This is a genomic window from Streptomyces sp. NPDC058464 (assembly GCF_042721035.1).
Classification (GTDB): Bacteria; Actinomycetota; Actinomycetes; order Streptomycetales; family Streptomycetaceae; genus Streptomyces.
This window is the reverse complement of the sequence record NZ_JBHXMA010000009.1, coordinates 260,989-279,385: the sequence shown is the minus strand read 5'-3', so window position 1 is coordinate 279,385 and position 18,397 is coordinate 260,989. Positions and strand designations below refer to the sequence as shown.

The 18,397-nt window shown below is 69.0% G+C and carries 16 protein-coding genes and 1 pseudogene; 8 read left to right on the top strand and 9 right to left on the bottom strand.

All coding sequences use genetic code 11. The features are described 5' to 3' along the window. Window positions 1-427 precede the first annotated feature (427 nt). Window positions 428-514, top strand: a complete 87-nt coding sequence (locus ACFWPQ_RS15500; protein WP_384033855.1) for a DUF664 domain-containing protein — start codon at window positions 428-430, stop codon at window positions 512-514. A 254-nt stretch (window positions 515-768) separates the two neighbouring features. Here the strand turns inward: ACFWPQ_RS15500 and ACFWPQ_RS15495 are convergent, their stop codons facing one another. Both ACFWPQ_RS15495 and ACFWPQ_RS15490 read right to left on the bottom strand, forming a co-directional pair. Continuing rightward, window positions 769-2,394, bottom strand: coding sequence for a bifunctional 3-(3-hydroxy-phenyl)propionate/3-hydroxycinnamic acid hydroxylase (locus ACFWPQ_RS15495; protein ID WP_384033786.1), 1,626 nt, complete (start codon window positions 2,392-2,394; stop codon window positions 769-771). Between the two features lie 17 nt (window positions 2,395-2,411). After that, window positions 2,412-3,395, bottom strand: a complete 984-nt coding sequence (locus ACFWPQ_RS15490) for an amidohydrolase family protein (RefSeq protein WP_384033783.1) — start codon at window positions 3,393-3,395, stop codon at window positions 2,412-2,414. Between the two features lie 194 nt (window positions 3,396-3,589). Here ACFWPQ_RS15490 and ACFWPQ_RS15485 point away from each other — a divergent pair, with 194 nt between their 5' ends. Then, a complete protein-coding gene (locus tag ACFWPQ_RS15485; RefSeq protein ID WP_384033781.1) occupies window positions 3,590-4,408 on the top strand; it encodes an IclR family transcriptional regulator in 819 nt (272 codons plus the stop codon). A gap of 37 nt (window positions 4,409-4,445) precedes the next feature. Here the strand turns inward: ACFWPQ_RS15485 and ACFWPQ_RS15480 are convergent, their stop codons facing one another. The 5 genes from ACFWPQ_RS15480 to ACFWPQ_RS15460 all read right to left on the bottom strand — a co-directional run bounded on the left by ACFWPQ_RS15480 (window position 4,446) and on the right by ACFWPQ_RS15460 (window position 8,977). Further along, window positions 4,446-5,156, bottom strand: a complete 711-nt coding sequence (locus ACFWPQ_RS15480; protein ID WP_384033778.1) for a GntR family transcriptional regulator — start codon at window positions 5,154-5,156, stop codon at window positions 4,446-4,448. A 138-nt stretch (window positions 5,157-5,294) separates the two neighbouring features. After that, window positions 5,295-6,125, bottom strand: a complete 831-nt coding sequence (locus tag ACFWPQ_RS15475; RefSeq protein WP_384033775.1) for an amino acid ABC transporter ATP-binding protein — start codon at window positions 6,123-6,125, stop codon at window positions 5,295-5,297. Continuing rightward, the gene (locus tag ACFWPQ_RS15470; RefSeq protein ID WP_384033772.1) at window positions 6,125-6,916 is read right to left on the bottom strand and encodes an amino acid ABC transporter permease; all 792 of its coding nucleotides are present in this window, start codon (window positions 6,914-6,916) and stop codon (window positions 6,125-6,127) included. The genes ACFWPQ_RS15475 and ACFWPQ_RS15470 overlap by 1 nt, the downstream gene beginning before the upstream one ends. A 34-nt stretch (window positions 6,917-6,950) precedes the next feature. Beyond that, entirely contained in the window at window positions 6,951-7,823 is an 873-nt protein-coding gene (locus ACFWPQ_RS15465) for a substrate-binding periplasmic protein (protein ID WP_384033769.1), read from the bottom strand. 287 nt (window positions 7,824-8,110) lie between these two features. Continuing rightward, entirely contained in the window at window positions 8,111-8,977 is an 867-nt protein-coding gene (locus tag ACFWPQ_RS15460) for a LysR substrate-binding domain-containing protein (RefSeq protein WP_384033853.1), read from the bottom strand. Window positions 8,978-9,047: 70 nt separating this feature from the next. On the opposite strand from ACFWPQ_RS15460, the gene ACFWPQ_RS15455 reads away from it, so the two are divergent. The 6 genes from ACFWPQ_RS15455 to ACFWPQ_RS15430 all read left to right on the top strand — a co-directional run bounded on the left by ACFWPQ_RS15455 (window position 9,048) and on the right by ACFWPQ_RS15430 (window position 15,719). Further along, window positions 9,048-9,644, top strand: coding sequence for a short chain dehydrogenase (locus ACFWPQ_RS15455; RefSeq protein ID WP_384033766.1), 597 nt, complete (start codon window positions 9,048-9,050; stop codon window positions 9,642-9,644). Between the two features lie 173 nt (window positions 9,645-9,817). Beyond that, on the top strand, window positions 9,818-10,867 hold the full coding sequence (locus ACFWPQ_RS15450) for a proline racemase family protein (protein WP_384033763.1): 1,050 nt from the start codon (window positions 9,818-9,820) through the stop codon (window positions 10,865-10,867). A 78-nt stretch (window positions 10,868-10,945) separates the two neighbouring features. Next, complete coding sequence (locus tag ACFWPQ_RS15445) at window positions 10,946-12,190, top strand: NAD(P)/FAD-dependent oxidoreductase (RefSeq protein ID WP_384033761.1); 1,245 nt, start codon at window positions 10,946-10,948, stop codon at window positions 12,188-12,190. A gap of 29 nt (window positions 12,191-12,219) precedes the next feature. After that, a complete protein-coding gene (locus tag ACFWPQ_RS15440) occupies window positions 12,220-13,137 on the top strand; it encodes a dihydrodipicolinate synthase family protein (RefSeq protein WP_384033758.1) in 918 nt (305 codons plus the stop codon). Then, window positions 13,137-14,213, top strand: a complete 1,077-nt coding sequence (locus ACFWPQ_RS15435; RefSeq protein WP_384033757.1) for a proline racemase family protein — start codon at window positions 13,137-13,139, stop codon at window positions 14,211-14,213. Before ACFWPQ_RS15440 ends, ACFWPQ_RS15435 begins: the two co-directional genes overlap by 1 nt. A gap of 3 nt (window positions 14,214-14,216) precedes the next feature. Next, entirely contained in the window at window positions 14,217-15,719 is a 1,503-nt protein-coding gene (locus ACFWPQ_RS15430; protein WP_384033754.1) for a gamma-aminobutyraldehyde dehydrogenase, read from the top strand. A gap of 84 nt (window positions 15,720-15,803) precedes the next feature. Here the strand turns inward: ACFWPQ_RS15430 and ACFWPQ_RS15425 are convergent. After that, window positions 15,804-16,073, bottom strand: a pseudogene (locus tag ACFWPQ_RS15425) (gluconate transporter); the annotation flags it as partial. A gap of 683 nt (window positions 16,074-16,756) precedes the next feature. Next, entirely contained in the window at window positions 16,757-18,397 is a 1,641-nt protein-coding gene (locus tag ACFWPQ_RS15420) for a choline dehydrogenase (RefSeq protein ID WP_384033752.1), read from the bottom strand.

Genomic DNA, 18,397 nt, shown 5'->3' with positions numbered 1-18,397 from the left:
ACCACTCCTCCCGGCCTGGCTCAACGAGCCAGACCCCTTGGAGGGGGTCAACTTTCAAGCGTCGCTACTGGTCCACTTTTCAGCCGTCGCCGACATGCCTGTCCGGACACTCCGAATGCTGCGGCCACCCCCACACCCAACGCGAGCCTGAGCGTAAGAGCGACCAAATACGGCTTCAGCGGCAGCTCGCCCTTGACTCTCCACGGAAGATTCTTCACGCGGCCAATGGTGCTGTGCAGCTGATGGGCCTCGATGGCACAGGCACCCAGAAGACCCCAGACACACGCCATCCATACCGACACAGGGGATACGCACCTCCTGTCACAGTGTGAACTCGCGTACATGGCCGGGCTCCGCCGTTCACAGAGTCCCACCGCAACAGGCCCTTCAGGAAGAGTGCAGCGAGCGGGGCGGCGGCAGTTGTCGCATGCGGCGCCACTGTCTCGAGTACGCACATCACAACGGGCATGCCGATCTCATCCGCGAGCAGATCGACGGAGTCACCGGCGCGTGAGATGTGCTTGAGCCGGTCTGGACGAGCGCGCTGTTGAAGGTCAGGCGGTCGGTGATTGTCCACGGTGAAGCTCATGGTGGTGGCCCTCGCCGCTGCCGGCGACCTCCAGCACGAGCCGACCTCCGGCGGGCTGCGGGCCGTTGAGACCAAGGACAGCAAGGGCTGCCGTGGACGGCCGACCCGTCGCGGCCCGGGAGGACCCCCGGTCGCCAACCCACCCTCGCCCGGAAACAGTTCCCCGACCGGAGCCCAGTTCAGCGCCCGATCCTGCCGATGCCCGCTGCCGAGGCTTGGGTGGGAGCAGATCGGCCGGGCCGGATCACTGATGCGAGCCTTCGCAGGAGCCTCGGGCCGTCCGCTGTGGTGGCCGCAGTGCCGAAGACGTAGAAGTCGGGGCGCCACAGCACGGCCGCGCATCGCTTCTCGTCGAACCATGCGCCGTACACGCCCGCCCGGTCGGTCACTTCACCGAGCCGGGCGTCACGGGTGACGAGATGGTGCACGGAAACCCCGAGTGCGGTGGCCTGCCGGAGCGCCGACTCGCCCAGTCGCGCGCCACCACGGCCGTCGACGAGCAGGACGAAGCCGCCGCCCAGTACGGCGTCGAGGAGATCCTCGCGGCCGTCCCGCGCCACGCGTCCGTGGGGCATCAGCTGTCCAGCAGGTGAGTCCACGTCGTGCAGCCCCGGGCCGAGCCCCGGAAAGCGCATCTTCTCGGGACGGCCGCCTGCCCTGCGCTGGACGATCAGTCGGACGTCGCGCGCCTCGGCGGCAACAGGGTCACGCATGGTCTGCACTCTGCCGAGTTCGACGCCCTTGGCGATGACAGCCCGTACGTGCGGTTCGCGTTCGCTCTGGTACGTGTCGAGCAGCGTGTCATCGGCACCACCCAGAACGGCGTCCAGTTTGAAGGCGAGGTTCTGGGCATCGCGAATGCCCGAACACATCCCCTGCCCGAGGAAGGGCGGCATCTGGTGCGCGGCGTCCCCCGCCAACAGCACCGGGCCGACTCTCCACTGCCGGGCCACCAGTGAACGGAACGTGTAGGTGGCGACACGGATCAGATCGGCCTGTTCCGGACCAAGACTGCCGGCCACACGTGCCCACACCCGCTCCGGCGCGCTCTCCGCCGCGAACCTCTCCGGGGAATCGAGCATGAAGCTGAATCTGTGGTGCAGGGGTCCCAGAGAGATCACCGACACGGGCTGCGCAGGATCACAGATCTGCCGGGCCCTGGGTACGTCCACGGGGCCTCGCAGACGGAAGTCGCAGACCATCCAGGGCTCGGAGAACCCGTAGTCGTCCTGGGCGACGGCGAGCCACTGGCGGGTGAAGCTGTTGCCGCCGTCGCACGCCACCACGTACCGGGCCGATATGACGGTGCCGTCTCCCCCGACCTCGACGTCCACGCCCCTTTCGGTGGTCCGCAGACCCAGGACCTCGGAACCCATCCTGACCTCGACGTTCGGCAGCGCGCGGACCACGCCGTCGAGCGCGTCCTCCAGATCGGGCTGGTACATCATGTGCCACTCCGCCCAGCCCTGCCCGCCGACGGCCGCGAACTCGTGCTCGATGAGGAGTTCGCCGACGCCGTTGCGCCACTCGTAGCTCGTCTGGACGTGCAGCTTCGGCAGCAGGTCGCGGGCGATGCCGAGGCGGTCGAAGGTACGCATCGTCTCGTCGTCGAAGGTCGCCGCACGCGGCAGGTTGTAGAGCGACGGGTAACGCTCCAGCACGACGACGTCGTGGCCGGCCCGGCCGAGCAGCGCGGCGACTGTCATGCCCACCGGCCCGTATCCGATGACAGCGACGTCGTACCGACTCCGTACGCCCTGCCCTCGCGCTCGTCGGCCCTGTGCGGCGTTCGTGCTTCCGGTCATGTCCTCCCTCCTCATGGTCAGGCCTGGACGGGTACGTGCGGAGCAAGGCCGAGCAGGAGTTCGGCATTGCGATGGGCGATCTTGGTCCGGTCCGCTTCGCTGATCGGCGCGGAGCGGAGGAACTCCGTGGCCGTGCCGATGTCCTCGAAGGGATAGTCGGTGCCGAAGAGAATGTGGTCGGCACCGAGCGAGAGCAGCGCTGCGAGCAGGGGCGGAGCCGAGCACACCCCGCTCGTCGTGACGTAGAGATTGTGGCGGAGGTACTCGGACGGGTTGCCGCGCTTCAGTTCGATCCCGTGGTGGGCGTGGAAGCCCCACCGGGAATCCATCCGCCACAGTGCGAACGGCAGTCCCTCCCCCATGTGCCCCAACAGCAGTTTGGCGGCGGGGAAGTCGTCGAAGACCCCACCGAAGATCAGTCGCAGGACGTGGGTGGCCGTGTCGATGCCCCAGCTCCACATCGGGCCGACCAGTTCAGGGTGTCCCGAGAACACATCGGCGGTGTCGACGCCGTTGGCCGGGTGCAGATAGAGCGGCACATCGAGGTGCTCGGCGCGCTCCCATACGACGCGCAGGGCGGGGTCGTCGAGATACCTGCCCTGGGTGTGGGCGTTGACCAGGGCTCCGCGCAGGCCGAGTTGGGTGACCGCACGTTCCAGTTCGTCGGCGGCCGCCTTGGGGTCCTGCAAGGGCAGGGCCGCGAAGCCGGAGAACCGGTCGGGGTGCTCGGCGATCACGCCGGCCAGGAAGTCGTTGACGGTGGTCGCCTGCCGTACGGCCGCCGCCGGATCGGTCTCGGCCTGGATGCCGGGCGAGTTGAGCGAGAGCACCTGCATGTCGAGCCCGGCGGCGTCCATCCGGTCCAGCCGCTCCTCGGTCAGGTCGAGGAGCCGCCGGGACGCCTCGGCCCAGACGTGCGGCTCTGCGATCGAGGCCGACGAGGCTCCGTGGCCCACTAGCGCAGGGGTCACGAAGTGTTCTTCGAGGGCTATGAGCTTCATTGCGGAGATCTCCTCGAACTGCAGCGCACGGTCGGGTGCGCGCTTGGAGACGGCGGGGCCGCCGTCGACAGCAGTTCACCAGAACGTAATGCGTTACGCAATAAGTAATCTCATGGCTCGCGGATCGATACGATGTCCCACGCCCTCCCGATAAGCTGCTCGGACGCATTCACCAGCACTGAGAGGCGTACGGCGTGACGTCAACCGACCCGACTCCGGACGCGAACGGCGAGTCCCCCGCCCCGGTGACCGACGGCGCCGGGCGCCATGGCATTCAGTCGGTCGAGACCGCCATGCGCGTACTTCTGGCGCTGGAGAGCGGCGGTGGTGCGCTGAGTCTGTCGGCCGTCGCACAAGCGAGCGGGATGCAGCCCAGCAAGGTGCACCGCTATCTCGTCAGCCTCGGTCGCATCGGTCTGACCTCGCAGGACCCGTCGTCGGGTCTGTACGACTTCGGTCCCACGATGCGGCGCATGGGCGCGGAGTCCCTGCGGCGCACGAACGAGGTGGCCATCGCCGGCGGCCATGTGACGCGACTGCGGGACCGCACAGGCCACTCCGTGAACCTGTCGGTCTGGGGCGACCACGGGCCCATCGTGGTGAGCTGGGCGTACGGTACCCAGCCCCTTCCGCTCACGGTCAGGGTGGGGGCCACGCTGCCGCTGCTCGCGTCCTCCGTGGGCCAGGTCTTCCTGGCCCACCTCCCCGAGAGCCTGACCTCCGCGGCCCTGACGGAGGAACTCGCCCGGAAGGACACAGACTGGACGAGGGAACGGGTCGCGGCCGTGTGCGCGCGCATCCGCCAGGACGGCCATGCCGTCACCTACAGCGGTGTGGTGCCCGGCATCATCTCGATCGCGGGACCGGTCTTCGCCGCCAACGATCCGTTGCCGCTCGCCATGTCCGTCGTACTACCGGAGAGCGCGGGCACGCCGGACCACCTCGCCGAGGTGACGAACGCACTGGACGACGCCGTCAGGGCGGCCTCGCAGGAACTGGGGCATCTGCCTTAGCAAGGGTCCGGCTCTCAGCCGTCAACCGGCGCCCGGTTCAGCCTTCGGCGTCTTCCCCTGCACGCTGTCGGTCAGCGATGATCTCGATCAGTTCGTCGGCGCTCGACCGAGTGTGGCGCTCCACCTCGGCTTCGATGACGACGGGGTCGCCGCCGAGAATGGCGTCGATCAGTCGTTCGTGCACATGCAGGGCCCGGTCGGGATCGGACCGGGTGCTCTCGTCGAAGGTGATGGCCAGGTTGATCTGCGCTTCGACGGTCGGCCAGATCCGCCTCAGCATCGCGTTGTCGGACGCGTCCCAGATGGTGCGGTGCAGGGCGATGTGGGCCTGGTGGAGACGAGTGGTGTCCTGGGCGCGGTGCGCAGCACGGTACTCCTCCCACGCCGTCCGCAGCAGTGCCTTGCCGGAGCCGTCGGGAGCGTCGACCAGGGCTCGTGCCGCGAGCGTTTCGAGGGCGACGCGGACGGCCGCGGTGTCGGTGATGAACTTCTCATCGATCGTCGTGACGACGACTCCGCGGTAGGGCTGCTGCTCCAGGAGTCCCTCGTGGATCAACTGGTAGATGGCCTCGCGCAGGGTGGGGCGGCTGACGCCCAGCTGCTGCGCGATGTGCACCTCGCGCAGGGGCTGACCTGCCTTGAGTTCTCCGGCCATGATCGCTCGGCGTAGCTCGTCCACCACCGCGTCGCGACGGGTCTGGGTGGCGACCGGCCTCGGACCGGCGCCCCGGGCGCCCTGCTCGCTCATGAATCCTCCGCAGATTGTCAGACTGCATTCTAGAGCGACGGAGCGAGCGACCGGACATTGCCCAGCTGGGTCCGGTGCACCGCGATGCCGTCGCCTCCATGCCGCTCGGCCAAGGGTGCGACGACATCGCGTGCGCGGTCAGAACCGGATGGCGTCGATGAACGCCCTGAGGCCTGGCGTGCGGGGAGCGGTGAAGGCCTCGTCGGGTGGCGCGTCCTCCTTGATCAGCCCGTCCTCGAAGAAGCACAGCCGGTCGGCCGCTTTGGAGGCGAACGCCATGTCGTGGGTGACGATGGCGCAAGCGATTCCTTCCTCCCTCTTGAGCTTGGTCAGCACGCCGAGTACCTCTGCGGCCACCGGCGGGTCGAGCGCGGAAGTGATCTCGTCACAGAGCAGCAGACGCGGACGCATCATCAGCGCCCGTGCGATCGCCACGCGCTGGCGCTCTCCTCCGGACAACTGGGTGCAGCGGCTGCGCAAGTGGTGAGCCATGCCTACGTCGGTGAGCGCCCGTTCGGCCCGATCCAGCAGTTGCGCCTTGCTCTCGCCGAGGACACGCCGGGGCGCGATGGTCAGGTTGTCGAAGACGTTCATGTGGGGCCAGAGAGTGTAGCTCTGGAAGATCATCCCCACTTGGCCCCGGAGGTCCCTCCAAGCCTCCTGGTATTCGCCGTCCTGCACGACCGGCTGCCCGGCGAGGTGGATGTCGCCGGCGTCCGGCTCCTCCAGGCCCGCGATGACCCGCAGCAGGGTGCTCTTGCCGGAGCCGCTCTTGCCCATGAGCACGGCGATCTCGCCGCTGCCGATACGGAAGTCGGCTTCCTTCAGGACCTGTCTCCCGTGGAACGACTTGCTGACACCTCGGGTATGCAGGAACGCCTCGCCGTCCGGCCGAGGGTCGGTGTCTGTGGTGGTCGCGGCTTCGGGCGTGTCCTCACCCAGGGGTGAATCGATTTCCTGCATCGCCATCAGGCACCTTCCGGCTGGGACGTCGAGCTGGGAGAGCCCGCCAGGGCGGGCGGCCGGTACCCGGGCCGCAGCCGGCCGAGTACACCGCGCAGCGGGGACGCCGGCGGCGGGGCGCCACGTGAGCCGGCAACGATCAGGCGCCGTTCGATGTAGCTGGTGAAGAGCGTGGCGGGGAAGGCGACGGCGAAGTAGATGAGGGCGACCATGGTGAAGATCTCCATGGGCCGGTAGGTCTGGCTGGACAGGATGTTCCCCTGGAACGTCAGGTCGGCCATGCCCAGCGCGGACACCAGGGAGGTGTCCTTGAACATGCTCACGTTCAGCGACAGGATCGAGGGGATCTGCTGGCGGAAGGCCTGCGGAACGATGATGTACCGCAGGATCTGGAGCCGGTTCAGCCGGAGCATCTCGGCCGCCTCGATCTGTTCGGCGGGCACCGACTGCATTCCGGCGCGGTAGGTCTCCGCCATGAAGGCCGTCAGGTGAGCGGTCAGCGCGAGGACTATGGAGAGGGTGGCGGGGAAGGTCGTGTCGAGAAGTGCCGGCAGGGCGTAGAACACCCACAGCAGCTGAATCAGCAGCGGCGTGCAGCGGAACACCTCGATATAGAGCTGGGCCGGCCAGCGGATCACCTCGATCTTCGACATCCGCGCCACGGCGACCGGGAAGCCGAGCACCGCGCTGGCCAGGATCACTACGCTTGAGATCTCCAGAGTCAGCTTCAGGCCGTCGAGCAGGGTCGGCAGCGAGGGACCGATGACTCCCAGGTCCGGGGAGTAGGCGAGTTTCATCGCGGCATACCTTCGGGAGACGGGGAGCGGCGGGTCAGGGCTTGATCTGCAGGTCGCCCAGTGCGTCGACGTCGCGGTAGCCGGCCTCGGCGAAGGCGCGAGCAACCTCGCCGCTGGCCACGGAGTTGTCGATCGCGACGTTGGCGATGTCCAGGGAGCGGGCGTCGATGTCGGCGGGGACGCCGTAGGCCACGTAGTGCACGAAGACCGCCGGATCGGGGACGACGATGCCCATCGACTTGTCCTTGGTCGCCATGTCGACAGCGGTTCCCAGGTCGGTGAAGAGGGCCACGGCCCGTCCGGCCTTGACGCTGCTGGCCGCATTCTGGTTGGTGTCCACCCGCAGTTCCTTGGCCTTGGCCTGCTGCAGCGCCGCGTCCTCGGCGGTGCCCTGCGGGGTGGCGATCGCCTTGCCCGAGGCCAGAATCTTCTTGCTGGTGGTGTAGCGGCCGTCACGCGCCGTCAGGAACACACCGGGGTAGGACCACGAGGGCTTGGTGAAGCGGATCGCCAGGCTGCGCTCGACGGTCTGGTCGAGGTCCGCGGCGACGTCGTACTTGTTGGCCTGAAGTCCCGCGACCATGTTCTGCCAGGTGGTCGCCACCGTCTTGAGCTTCACGCCGATGCCGTCGGCGAGATTCTGCATCGGGATGAGGTCGGGGCCGGTACACGTACCGTTCGACTTCACGACCAGGGTCGGCGGTGCGTCGGCACAACCGACCTTCAGTTCACCGGCGTTCTTGATCTTGTTGATCCAGACGGCCTTGCCTGAGGAGACGGACGAGGCGACGGTGACCGACGAGTCTCCGTTCGAGCCCGATCGTCCGCCGAGGTATCCGGCGAGAAGGGACAGGAGGAGGAGTCCCAGCACGTAGAAGGTGTATCTGCTCTGCTTGGTGAGAGCCATGGCGTACTCCGGAGCTAGAGGGTGGCGGAGGAGAAGACAGTCGGCGCAGGGGCAGGAGCGCGGGTTCTCATTCGCGAGTGCCGGGGCTCTGACGCCCGATGCAAATTGTCTGACAAGCAGCAAGATGGGGGAAGGCTAGAGAGGCGGCCCCCGGCTGTCAATGGGCGAATTCGTGATACTTCGAGGCCCCGCCCTGAGGCCCGGCCATCGGCGCCACGGGTTGCCTGCCGCCTACATCAGGGATCTGACCTGGGATTTCACAGCGTGAGCCAAGGCGTGCCGACCGGTCAGGGCTCCAGATCCTCGGCGCCGGCCACGATCCGCAGGTGTCGGAGAAACATATGTGTCGCCGGATGTGTGGGCAGGCGCGGCCAAGCGATGAGGACCGTCACGGGAGGCGCGTCGGCGAGCGAGACGTAGCGAACGCCAGGGTGCGGGTGGCTGTGCTCGGTGGCCGCCGCGGTGACGCCCACGGCCTCACCGGTGGCGATCACCGTGAGCCATTCGTCGACGTTGGCCACCTCGAAGGTGGTGGGCCGGCCTGCCTCGGGCCAGAGACCTGCCGTGGTGGCGGCGGTCGCGCAGAGCACCACCGAACGCTCGGCCAGGTCGGCAAGACGCACAGCCGCGCGCCGGGCCAGCGGATCCCCCTCGGGCAGGGCCGCCAGACGCCCCTCCCGGTACAGCGGCCGGACCTCCAGCCCGGCGCCCGGGGCGGGCGCGCCACGCAGCAGCGCCGCGTCGATCTCTCCACGGCGCAGCGCCGCCTCCGGGTCGTCCGGGCGGTGCACTTCGATCGGGGTGTCGGGATGCGCCTGACGCCAGGTTCGCAGCACCGGCACGGTACGGTCGCCGAGCGCCGCCCAGGCGAAGCCGACGCGCAAGGGCCGCACTCCCCTCGCGGTCTCCGTCAGCGCGTCGTCCAGCTGCCGGAGGATCAAGTGGGCGCGCTCATACAGCCGTTGGCCGGCGTCGGTGAGAGACAGGGCGCGGGTAGTGCGGTGCACCAGGCGTACGCCGACCCGGCTCTCCAACTGTTCCAAGGTCCGCGAAAGCGCGGGCTGACTGATGTGGAGCACGGCCGCCGCGCCGGTGATGGTGCCCTCGTCACCGATCGCCGCCAGCGCCCGCAGGTGCCGCACCTCCACATTCATAACCCGCAAGCATAAGTGCTCTCCGGAACGCATTTCCCGGGACCTCGTGAGCAGGCCTACCGTCGCGCCCATGAAGATTCTCCTCATCGGCGCCACCGGCACTCTCGGCACGGCCGTCCACCAGGCGCTCGCGCACCGCGGGCACGAGATCCTCACCGTGGGACGCAGCGGAGGCGACCTGCGCTACGACATCACCGACCCCGCACAGGTCACCGCCCTGTACGACCGGACCGGCCGGGTGGACGCGGTGGTCAGCGCCGTCGGCCATGTGCCGTACAAGCCGGTGGTGGAGCTGACCCCCGAGGACTACCTGGCCGGTTTCCGCGGCAAGGCGCTCTGCCAGATCGACCTGGTGCGTCAGGGGGTGCGTCGTGTCGCGGAGCGTGGCTCCTTCACCCTGATCACTGGGGTGCTGGCCCGCGAGCCGATCCCCACCGCGAGCGCGGCCGCCGTGGCCAACGGCGCCGTGGAGGCGTTCGTTCGCACCGCGGCCGTCGAGATCGCCCCGCAGCGCGTCAACGCGGTCAGCCCCACCGTCTTCACCGAGAGCCTCGCCGCCTACGGGGACTTCTTCGTCGGCATGGCACCGGTCGCCGTGGCCGATGCCGCACAGGCGTACGTCCGTTCTGTGGAGGGCGCTCAGACCGGGCGGATATACACCCTCTGAAGACACCTCTCCCCAGGTCAGGGCCTCCGTACCGGTACGGAGGCCCTTTCGCGTATCCGGTCGCCCGCAACAAGTTCACCGGCCCTTATTGACTGCGACCGGCGTTGAGCTTAGCGTCTGGTTTCGCAGATTGTTTGACAATCTGCAAAGTAGTCACCGTGAAGGGGAAGCCCATGAGGTTCAGTCGCGCCTTGAACGTGGTGGACGCGCACGCCGAGGGCGAATCCGGCAAGGTCGTGGTCGGCGGGGTCGGGCCGGTCCCGGGAGAGCGCGCCTTCGACAAGATGCGCTACTTCGAGGCTCACCACGACCAGCTGCGCAAGCTGCTGTTGCAGGAGCCGCGCGGAGCGATGTGGCACAACGCCAACGTCGTGCTGCCGTCGCAGCATCCGCGGGCCGACATGGGCTACATCATCCTGGAGTCCACGGAGTACCCGGCGATGTCCGGCTCCAACACCATGTGCGTGGCCACGGTGCTGCTGGAGACCGGGATGCTGCCCATGGTCGAGCCGGTCACGCGCCTTACGCTGGAGTCACCGGCCGGTCTGATCCACGTCGAGTGCCAGTGTGCCGACGGCAAGGTGCGGCGGGTGAAGCTCGTCAACCAGCCCGCCTTCGTCTACCACCGGTCCGCGGACCTGGATGTGCCCGGCCTCGGCCGGCTGACCGTGGACGTCGCCTACGGCGGGATGACCTTCGTCATCGTCGACGCCGAGTCGGTCGGCTTCAGGCTCGACGTGAGCGAGGAGGCAGCGCTGTGCGAACTCGGGCAGCGCCTCAAGAAGGCCGCCGTGCACCAGTTGGACGTGAGCCATCCGGAGAACCCTCTCCTCCCCGGCATCACGAACACGGTGTTCGCGGGCCCACTCCACCACGACACGGACAAGGACGGCACCGAGCTGATCCGGTCCAGGAACGCGACCGTCGTCTCCCCCGGCCGGATCGACCGCTCCCCGTGCGGCACGGGCACCTCCGCACGCCTCGCCGTCCTGCACGCGCGCGGTCTGCTCGAACCCGGGCAGCTCTTCCGGCACGAGTCACTCATCGGCAGCCGGTTCGACGCCCGTATCGAATCCACCACCACGGTCGGGCCCTACGACGCCGTCGTGCCGAGCGTCTCCGGGCGTGCCTGGATCACCTCGTTCAACCAGCTGGTCCTCGATCCCACGGACCCCTTCCCGCACGGCTTCGTGGTGGGACGCCCCTGGGAACCAGCGATCTGAGAACCAGCTATCTGACCATGCCGATCCTCGCGTCGCGGAGACATGGCGACGCACCCCTGTCAGGAGGTACACGACTCCATGCGGATCATTGTTGTGGGCGCCGGCGCCGTCGGCCTGGCCAGTGCCTACCGGCTGGCCCGGAGCGGCTGTGAAGTGGTCGTACTGGACGCCAGGCGCGCGGGTTCCGCCGCCACACACGGCAACGCGGCCAAGATCGCGCTGGCCGAGAGCGGACCGGTCCCCGCCCCCGGCGTCATCCTGCAGTCCCTGAAGTGGATGCTGAAGCCGGACAGCCCGCTCTACGTCAGACCCTCCCTTGCCCCGGGCTTCCTGAAGTTCATGCTGACCATGGCCCGGCACTGCACCGCCCGGGACTTCCGGCACGGCCTGGAGACCCAACTGCGCCTGGCCGAGGGCACCATGGACCTGCTCGACGACTGGACCCGGGACGGCGTCTCCTTCGAGATGCACAAGGCCGGTGTCCTGCTCGCCTTCGAGACCCGCGAGCGCTACGAGGAGCAGTGCGCGTCCCTGGACGTCTTCGAGCAGTTCGGCATGCTCCCCGACCACCTGCACGGCGACGCCGTCCAGGCGTGCGAGCCGGCGCTGAACAGCCGTACCCAGCACGGCCTCTACTTCCCGGACGACCGCCAGGTCGAGCCCGATTCCCTCACCGCCGGCCTGCTCAAACGCTGCCAGGAACTCGGTGTCGAGGTCCACGAACACGCCCCGGTACGACGGTTCCTGCGCCAGGGCGACACCGTCACCGGCGTGCTGACCGACCACGGTGAGTTCACCGGTGACACCCTCCTGCTGGCAGCGGGCGTTTGGACCGGCCGGATGACCCGGGCGCTCGGCGTCCCGCTCCCCATCCGCCCCGGCAAGGGATACAGCGTCGACTTCACGCCCGCACCCGTCCAACTGCGCACCTCCCTCACCCTGGAGGACGCCCGGGTCGCGGTGACCCCGCTGAACGGGTTCCTGCGGCTGGCCGGGACGATGGAGTTCGGCGGCCTGGAGGAGAACATCAACCCCAGGCGGGTCGCCGCCATCAAACAGGCCGCGGCCGACGCCTTCACCGACTGGGACAACCCGCCCGGCGAGGCCGCCCCGTGGGCGGGCCTGCGCCCCATGACCCCGGACGGCCTGCCAGTCATCGGCAGGCTCGGTCCCCTTCCCAACGTCTACGTCGCCTCGGGCCACGGCATGCTCGGCCTCACCCTGGCCCCCGCGACCGCCGAGATCATCACCGAGGCCATCACCCACCGGCGTCTCCCCGCCGTCGCCGAGGCGCTCTCCCCGCGCCGCTTCACCCGCCGATGACCCACTCCGACACTTCCGAAGGATCTTCCATGAGCGCCCCGCAGTTCACCGGCATCCTCGCCGCCGTGGTGACCCCGCTGACCGAGGACGGCTCCGCGGTCGACGCCGCGGGTGTCCGCCGCCAGGCCGACCACATCATCGACGGTGGCATCCACGGCCTCGTCCCCGGCGGCAGCACCGGCGAGTTCACCACCCTCACGCTCGCCGAACGCAAGCAGGTCACCGACCTGTACGTCGAGGCGGCCGCCGGACGCGTCCCCGTCGTCGCCGGAACGGGCGCGCTGAGCACGGCCGAGACCGTCGAGCTGAGTGTTCACGCCGAGAAGGCCGGCGCGGCCGCCGTCATGATCGTGCCGCCCTTCTACGACGCCCCCTCCTACGAGGAACTCCTGGCGTACTTCGGCGCGGTCTCCGACGCCATCGACATCCCGATCATGTACTACAACATCCCCTCGGCCTCAGGTGTCCACCTCACCCCCGAGCAACTGGCGAAGCTCGCCCGCGAGACGGCGGTGACCTCGTACAAGGACACCGGCGGTGACTTCGCCTGGCTCTCCGCCGTCCAGCAGCAGCACGCCCAGGACATCACCACCCTCAACGGCTGGGACACCCTCACCTTCGCGGCTCTCGCGAGCGGGGCGAAGGCCGGCGTGTGGGGCACCGCCAGTGTGATCCCCCGGCTGTGCGCAGAGTTGTTCGACGCCCTCTCCGTCCGTGGCGACCTGCACACCGCTCGGGAGCTGTGGGCCAGGATCTTCCCGATCTGCCGGTTCCTGGAGTCGCACAACTACGCCTGCGGCATCAAGACCGGCCTCGACCTCGTCGGCGTCAGTGCCGGGCCGACGCGCCGTCCCGTCCTGCCGCTGGCCCCGGAACACCGCGCGGAGTTCCGCGCCCTGCTCACCGCCGCGGGCGTCAAGACCGTCGAGGCACCGGTGGCGGCGTGATGACCGGACAGCCCCGCCGCATCCACGCGATCGACGTCCATGCCGAGGGCGAACCCGGGCGGGTGCTGATCGGCAGCCACCTGCACGTCCGGGGCGCCACCATGGCGGAACGGCTGGAGTACTGCGAGAAGCACCTCGACGAACTGCGCCGCCTCCTGCTGCGCGAGCCGCGCGGTTACCCGGCCCTGTGCGGGGCGCTCATACTGCCCCCGGCCGACCCGGCCGCCGACTTCGGTCTTGTCGTGCTCGAACAGGGCGGGTTTCGCCCCATGTCCGGCTCCAACCTCATCTGCGCCGTCACCGCCCTGGTGGAGACGGGCGCGGTCCCCGTCACCGAGCCGGTCACCGAACTCACCGTGGACACCGCGGTCGGCCTGGTCCGGGTCCGCGCCGACATCGAGAACGGCAAGGCGACCCGGGTCACCTTCGCCAACGTGCCCGCATTCGCCGTCGCCCTCGACCACGTCCTGGAGCTCCCCGAGTACGGCCTGGTCCCGGTCGACATCGTCTTCGGCGGCCAGTTCTACGTCCAGGCACGCGCCGCCGACCTCGGCGTGCGCCTCGACCCGTCCGCCGCCAAGGAACTGACCCGCGCCGGATCGGTCTTGCGGACCGCCGCGCAACAGCAGTTCCCGGTCGCACACCCGGTCAACCCGGGCATCGACGAGATCTCCCTGGCGATGCTGCACGGCCCCTCCCCCTCCCCGGGCATCTCCGGCCGCAACACAGTCGTCCTGCCGAACGGAGAGGTGGACCTCGGGGACCCGTCGACCTGGACCGGCACGCTGGACCGCTCCCCCTGCGGGACCGGCACCAGCGGGCGGATGGCGGCTCTGCACGCCCGTGGGCAACTCCCCCTCGACAGCCCGTTCGTGCACGAGTCGATCATCGGCACGACCTTCACCGGCACTCTCCTGTCCGAGACCCGGATCGGTCCGTACGAGGCCGTACTGCCGACGATCAGCGGACGCGGCTGGATCACCGCCTTCAGCGAGTACGTCCTCGACGACACAGACCCCTTCCCGTACGGCTACACGCTCGGCGACCTGTGGGGCGAGCAGACCTTGGAGAACTGACTGATGCACACCGACGGATCTGACGAGGGACTCCAGTTCATCGCGGGCAAACGGCGCTCCGGGACATCCGGAGAGCGGTACGAGGTGACCGCCCCGGCCACCGGGGAGGTACTGGCCGCCGGCGCCTTGGCCGGCTCCGACGACGTGGACGAGGCGGTGGCCGCGGCCCGCGCGGCCTTCGACGAGTGGTCGCACACCACGCCCGCGGAACGCTCCGAGGCGCTGCTGCGCTGGGCGGACCGACTCCAGCTCCGCGACGAGGAGTTCGCGGAGGTCGAGAGCCGGAACGCCGGCAAGCCGATCCGGCTCACCCGCGGTTTCGACGTCCCCGGCACCATCGACAACGTCCGCTTCTTCGCCGGCGCGGCCCGCAATCTGGAGGGGCGCGCCTCGGCCGAGTACTCCGCCGAGCACACCTCCGCCATCCGCCGCGAACCCATCGGTGTCGTCGGCTCCATCGCCCCCTGGAACTACCCGCTCCAGATGGCCGCCTGGAAGGTGCTGCCCGCTGTCGCCGCCGGCAACACGGTCGTACTGAAGCCGTCCGAACTGACCCCTCTCACCTCGGTGTTGTTCGCCGAAGCAGCCCAGGAGGCGGGCATCCCGGACGGTGTCATCAACATCGTCACCGGTACCGGGGGCGTCGCGGGCCAGGCCCTGGTCACCCATCCCGATGTCGCCATGGTGTCGTTCACCGGTTCCACGGCCGTCGGCCGCCAGGTCGCCGCGCAGGCAGCGGGGTCGGTCAAGCGCGTCCACCTCGAACTGGGCGGCAAGGCCCCGTTCGTGGTCTTCGACGACGCCGACCTGGAGGCCGCCGCCCGGGGCGCCGTGGCCGGCTCCCTCATCAACGCCGGCCAGGACTGCACCGCCGCCACCCGCGCCTACGTGCAACGGCCTTTGTACGAGGCGTTCGTCGAGCGGGTCGCCGCCCTCATGGACGACGTGCGTCTGGGCCCGGTCGACGACCCCGACACCGACATGGGCTCCCTGATCTCCCTCCGGCAGCGGGACCGGGTGGCCGCAATGGTCGAGGCCGCCCGCGGGGCCGGGGCCACGATCGTGCGCGGCGGCCGCGTCCCCGACGGGCCGCTGGGCCGGCACGCCTACTACGAGCCGACCCTTGTCACCGGCGCGGCCCAGGACTCTGCCGTCGTCCAGCAGGAGATCTTCGGCCCGGTGCTGGTCTGCCTGCCGTTCGACACCGACGACGAGGCCGTCCGCCTGGCCAACGACACCCCTTACGGGCTGGCCGCCTCCGCCTGGACGAGCAACGTCTTCCGGGCGGGCCGCGCGAGCCGTGAGATCAGGGCGGGCTGTGTCTGGATCAACGACCACATCCCGATCATCAGCGAGATGCCGCACGGCGGGTACAAGGCGTCCGGCTTCGGCAAAGACATGTCGGCGTATTCCTTCGACGAGTACACGAACGTCAAGCACGTCATGTCGGAGAACACCGGCGAACGGCACAAGTCCTGGCACGACGTGGTCTTCACCACCCGCTGACCCCGTCGGCCGCGCGAAGACGGACAGCGGCAGTGCCATGCCCAGTGCCAGCACGCTGACCAGACTCTGAACGACGGTCTGTGTCTTGGTCGCCTGGCCGAGGTCCATCCGGAAGGACTCCTTGACCAGCCAGAAACCGGCGTGGTTCACGTAGTTCAGACCGAGGGAACCCGCCCCGATGGCCACCACGAGCAGGGAGGCCTCCAGGCCTCCTCCGGCCACCACTGGTGCGACGATGCCGGTGGCGGAGGCAATGCCGACTGTGGCGGAGCCGGTGGTCAGCGAGAGCAGCAGGGCGATCAGCCTGCCGAGGACGATGACGTTGAGATGCGCTCCCTTCGGGGCGGAGGCGATCGCGTCGCCGATGCCGGAGTCCTGCGGGACCTGCTCAGCAGCATGAGGGCGACAGGGACGAGTACCGTCGTGACGGCCAGACCGGTGGGCACGGCGGAGCGAACCTTGTCGCTCGTGCCCAGTTGCGTGCCAGGACCGTCCTCCACCGCTTGAGTGCTCGGGCCGGTCCCGGTGAACTGGGCCACGAGGGTGGCGTCTGGGCGGACCTCGGACAGGCGCGGGGCGATCCAGCGGGCGTAGACGCGGCCGCCCTCTCCGTAGTGATCACCAATAGCTCGGTATAGATCGCTGGCACGGACGAGAGCATGAATCCTTGCGCGTGTTCCCCCAGCTGACTGACGGAGACCAAGCCGTCGAAACGCCACCTTGGTTCCCAATAGATGCCCAGACGAGGGCAAGCTTGACATCCGAGGATGCGTGCTGATCCTCGCCCGTCCGCTGAACCGCAGCCAGGAAATTCGTGGCTTCGGGGTCAAGCCAGGCCAACGCCGCTGCCCCACTCTCGAACTCATGCCCTATCCAGTTCGCCGCATCCGGCCGGATGATCTGCAGGTGCCGGCAGGCGGATTTTGCCTTCCCGGCATACCACTGCAGCACCCGCGCCCGGCCGCCGCCGCTGCTCGCGGAAGACCGTGGCCTTCAGCGAGCGGGGCGCGTTCGTCGTGTCGGGGAATCCCGGCCTGCTAGCCCGCGGACCGGTAGTACACGGCTTCGGACGGCGGCAGCGGCTCCCGTCCCCGGATCCGGTCGGCGATCTTCTCGGCCATCATCATCACGGGGGCGTTCAGGTTCCCGGTGATGACCTTCGGCATGATCGAAGCATCGGCGATCCGGAGGCCGGGCACAGCGTTGACCCTGCCCTCGCCGTCGACGACCGCTTCGGGGTCGGTGCCCATGCGGCAGGTGCCGGAGGGGTGGTACGACGTGCCGGTGGCCGTGCGGATCCAGCCCTCGATCTCACGGTCGCTGGCCAGGTCCGGGCCGGGGTTGAGTTCCTGCGGGCGGAATCGCTGCCAGGCGGGCTGCCTGACCAGCCGCTCCCGCACCAGCCGTACGCCGTCGACCATGTCCTGGAGGTCCTGAGGGGAGGCGTAGTGGTTGAACACGGTCACGGGCGCGTCCGCCGGGTTCGCCGACCGCAGCCTGACGTAGCCGCGGCTCTGCGGGCGCGAGAGGTCCATCCAGAACTGGAATCCGGGCACCGGTACCAGCTTGCCGTTCCTGAGCTGCCGGGTGAGCGGCAGGAACTCGTACTGCATGTTGGGGAAGTCGACGTCGTCGCGGGTGCGCAGGAAGGCGCCCGTCTCGAAGAAGTTGGTGGTCCCCAGGCCCCGGCGCAGGAACAGCCACTCGGCGCCGAGCCTGGCCCGGCCGGCCATGCCGAGTTCGGCGGTGAGGGAGTCCTCGTGCCGGGTGCCGAACTGGATGTCGACGCCGGGGTGATTCTGGAGGTTCTGGCCCACTCCGGGGACGTCCACGGTGACCTCGACACCGGTCTCGCGCAGGTGGTCGGCGGGGCCGATGCCCGAGAGCAGCAGCAACTTGGGTGTGTTCATGGCGCCCGCGCAGAGGATCACCTCGCGTTCGCAGGTGACCCGGCGCGGGCTGCCGTCGCGTCCGGTCACCTCGATACCGACGGCGGTGCCGTTCTCGACGAGGATCCGGTTCACCAGCGCCCTGGGCAGCACGGTGAGGTTGGGGCGGTCAAGGGCGGGGCGCAGATAGGCGCGCGAGGCGCTCCAGCGGACGCCGTCGTGGATGAAGGACTGGGCGATGTGCAGGCCCTCCTGCCGGTAGCCGTTGTGGTCCGGGGTGACCTCGAACCCGGCCTCCTCGCCGCCGCGAAGGAAGGCGTCGTACAGCTTGTGCCCGGCCTTGGCGCGGCTGATCCGCAGCGGGCCGTCACCGCCGCGGAAGTCGTCGGCGCCGTCCTCGAACGTCTCCATCTTGCGGAAGTACGGCAGGCAGTGGGCGTAGTCCCAGCTCTTGAGGCCGTCGGCGGCCCAGCCGTCGTAGTCCATCGGGTTGCCGCGATTGAAGATCATCGCGTTGATCGAGGACGAGCCGCCGATGACTCTGCCGGCCTTCTCATCGATGAGTTTGCCGTGCAGGTGCGGCTCCGGGCCCGACCGGTAGCCCCAGCCGATCCGCTTGTTCTGGTAGACGAAGGGCAGGCCGCCGGGCATGGTGATGAACAGGCTCCGGTCGGAGCCGCCCGCCTCCACCAGCAGGACCCGGACCGAGGGGTCCTCGGTGAGTCGGGCGGCGATGATGCAGCCGGAGGAGCCGGCGCCGATGACGATGTAGTCGAATGTCCTGCTCAT

What these genes read in the sequence shown, in the direction of transcription:
- ACFWPQ_RS15500 (WP_384033855.1), top strand. Translation starts at nt 428, where the DNA reads ATGCGGCGCCACTGTCTCGAGTACGCACATCACAACGGGCATGCCGAT.
- ACFWPQ_RS15495 (WP_384033786.1), bottom strand. Translation starts at nt 2,394, where the DNA reads ATGACCGGAAGCACGAACGCCGCACAGGGCCGACGAGCGCGAGGGCAG.
- ACFWPQ_RS15490 (WP_384033783.1), bottom strand. Translation starts at nt 3,395, where the DNA reads ATGAAGCTCATAGCCCTCGAAGAACACTTCGTGACCCCTGCGCTAGTG.
- ACFWPQ_RS15480 (WP_384033778.1), bottom strand. Translation starts at nt 5,156, where the DNA reads ATGAGCGAGCAGGGCGCCCGGGGCGCCGGTCCGAGGCCGGTCGCCACC.
- ACFWPQ_RS15475 (WP_384033775.1), bottom strand. Translation starts at nt 6,125, where the DNA reads ATGGCGATGCAGGAAATCGATTCACCCCTGGGTGAGGACACGCCCGAA.
- ACFWPQ_RS15470 (WP_384033772.1), bottom strand. Translation starts at nt 6,916, where the DNA reads ATGAAACTCGCCTACTCCCCGGACCTGGGAGTCATCGGTCCCTCGCTG.
- ACFWPQ_RS15465 (WP_384033769.1), bottom strand. Translation starts at nt 7,823, where the DNA reads ATGGCTCTCACCAAGCAGAGCAGATACACCTTCTACGTGCTGGGACTC.
- ACFWPQ_RS15460 (WP_384033853.1), bottom strand. Translation starts at nt 8,977, where the DNA reads ATGAATGTGGAGGTGCGGCACCTGCGGGCGCTGGCGGCGATCGGTGAC.
- ACFWPQ_RS15455 (WP_384033766.1), top strand. Translation starts at nt 9,048, where the DNA reads ATGAAGATTCTCCTCATCGGCGCCACCGGCACTCTCGGCACGGCCGTC.
- ACFWPQ_RS15450 (WP_384033763.1), top strand. Translation starts at nt 9,818, where the DNA reads ATGAGGTTCAGTCGCGCCTTGAACGTGGTGGACGCGCACGCCGAGGGC.
- ACFWPQ_RS15445 (WP_384033761.1), top strand. Translation starts at nt 10,946, where the DNA reads ATGCGGATCATTGTTGTGGGCGCCGGCGCCGTCGGCCTGGCCAGTGCC.
- ACFWPQ_RS15440 (WP_384033758.1), top strand. Translation starts at nt 12,220, where the DNA reads ATGAGCGCCCCGCAGTTCACCGGCATCCTCGCCGCCGTGGTGACCCCG.
- ACFWPQ_RS15435 (WP_384033757.1), top strand. Translation starts at nt 13,137, where the DNA reads ATGACCGGACAGCCCCGCCGCATCCACGCGATCGACGTCCATGCCGAG.
- ACFWPQ_RS15430 (WP_384033754.1), top strand. Translation starts at nt 14,217, where the DNA reads ATGCACACCGACGGATCTGACGAGGGACTCCAGTTCATCGCGGGCAAA.
- ACFWPQ_RS15420 (WP_384033752.1), bottom strand. Translation starts at nt 18,397, where the DNA reads ATGAGCAGGACATTCGACTACATCGTCATCGGCGCCGGCTCCTCCGGC.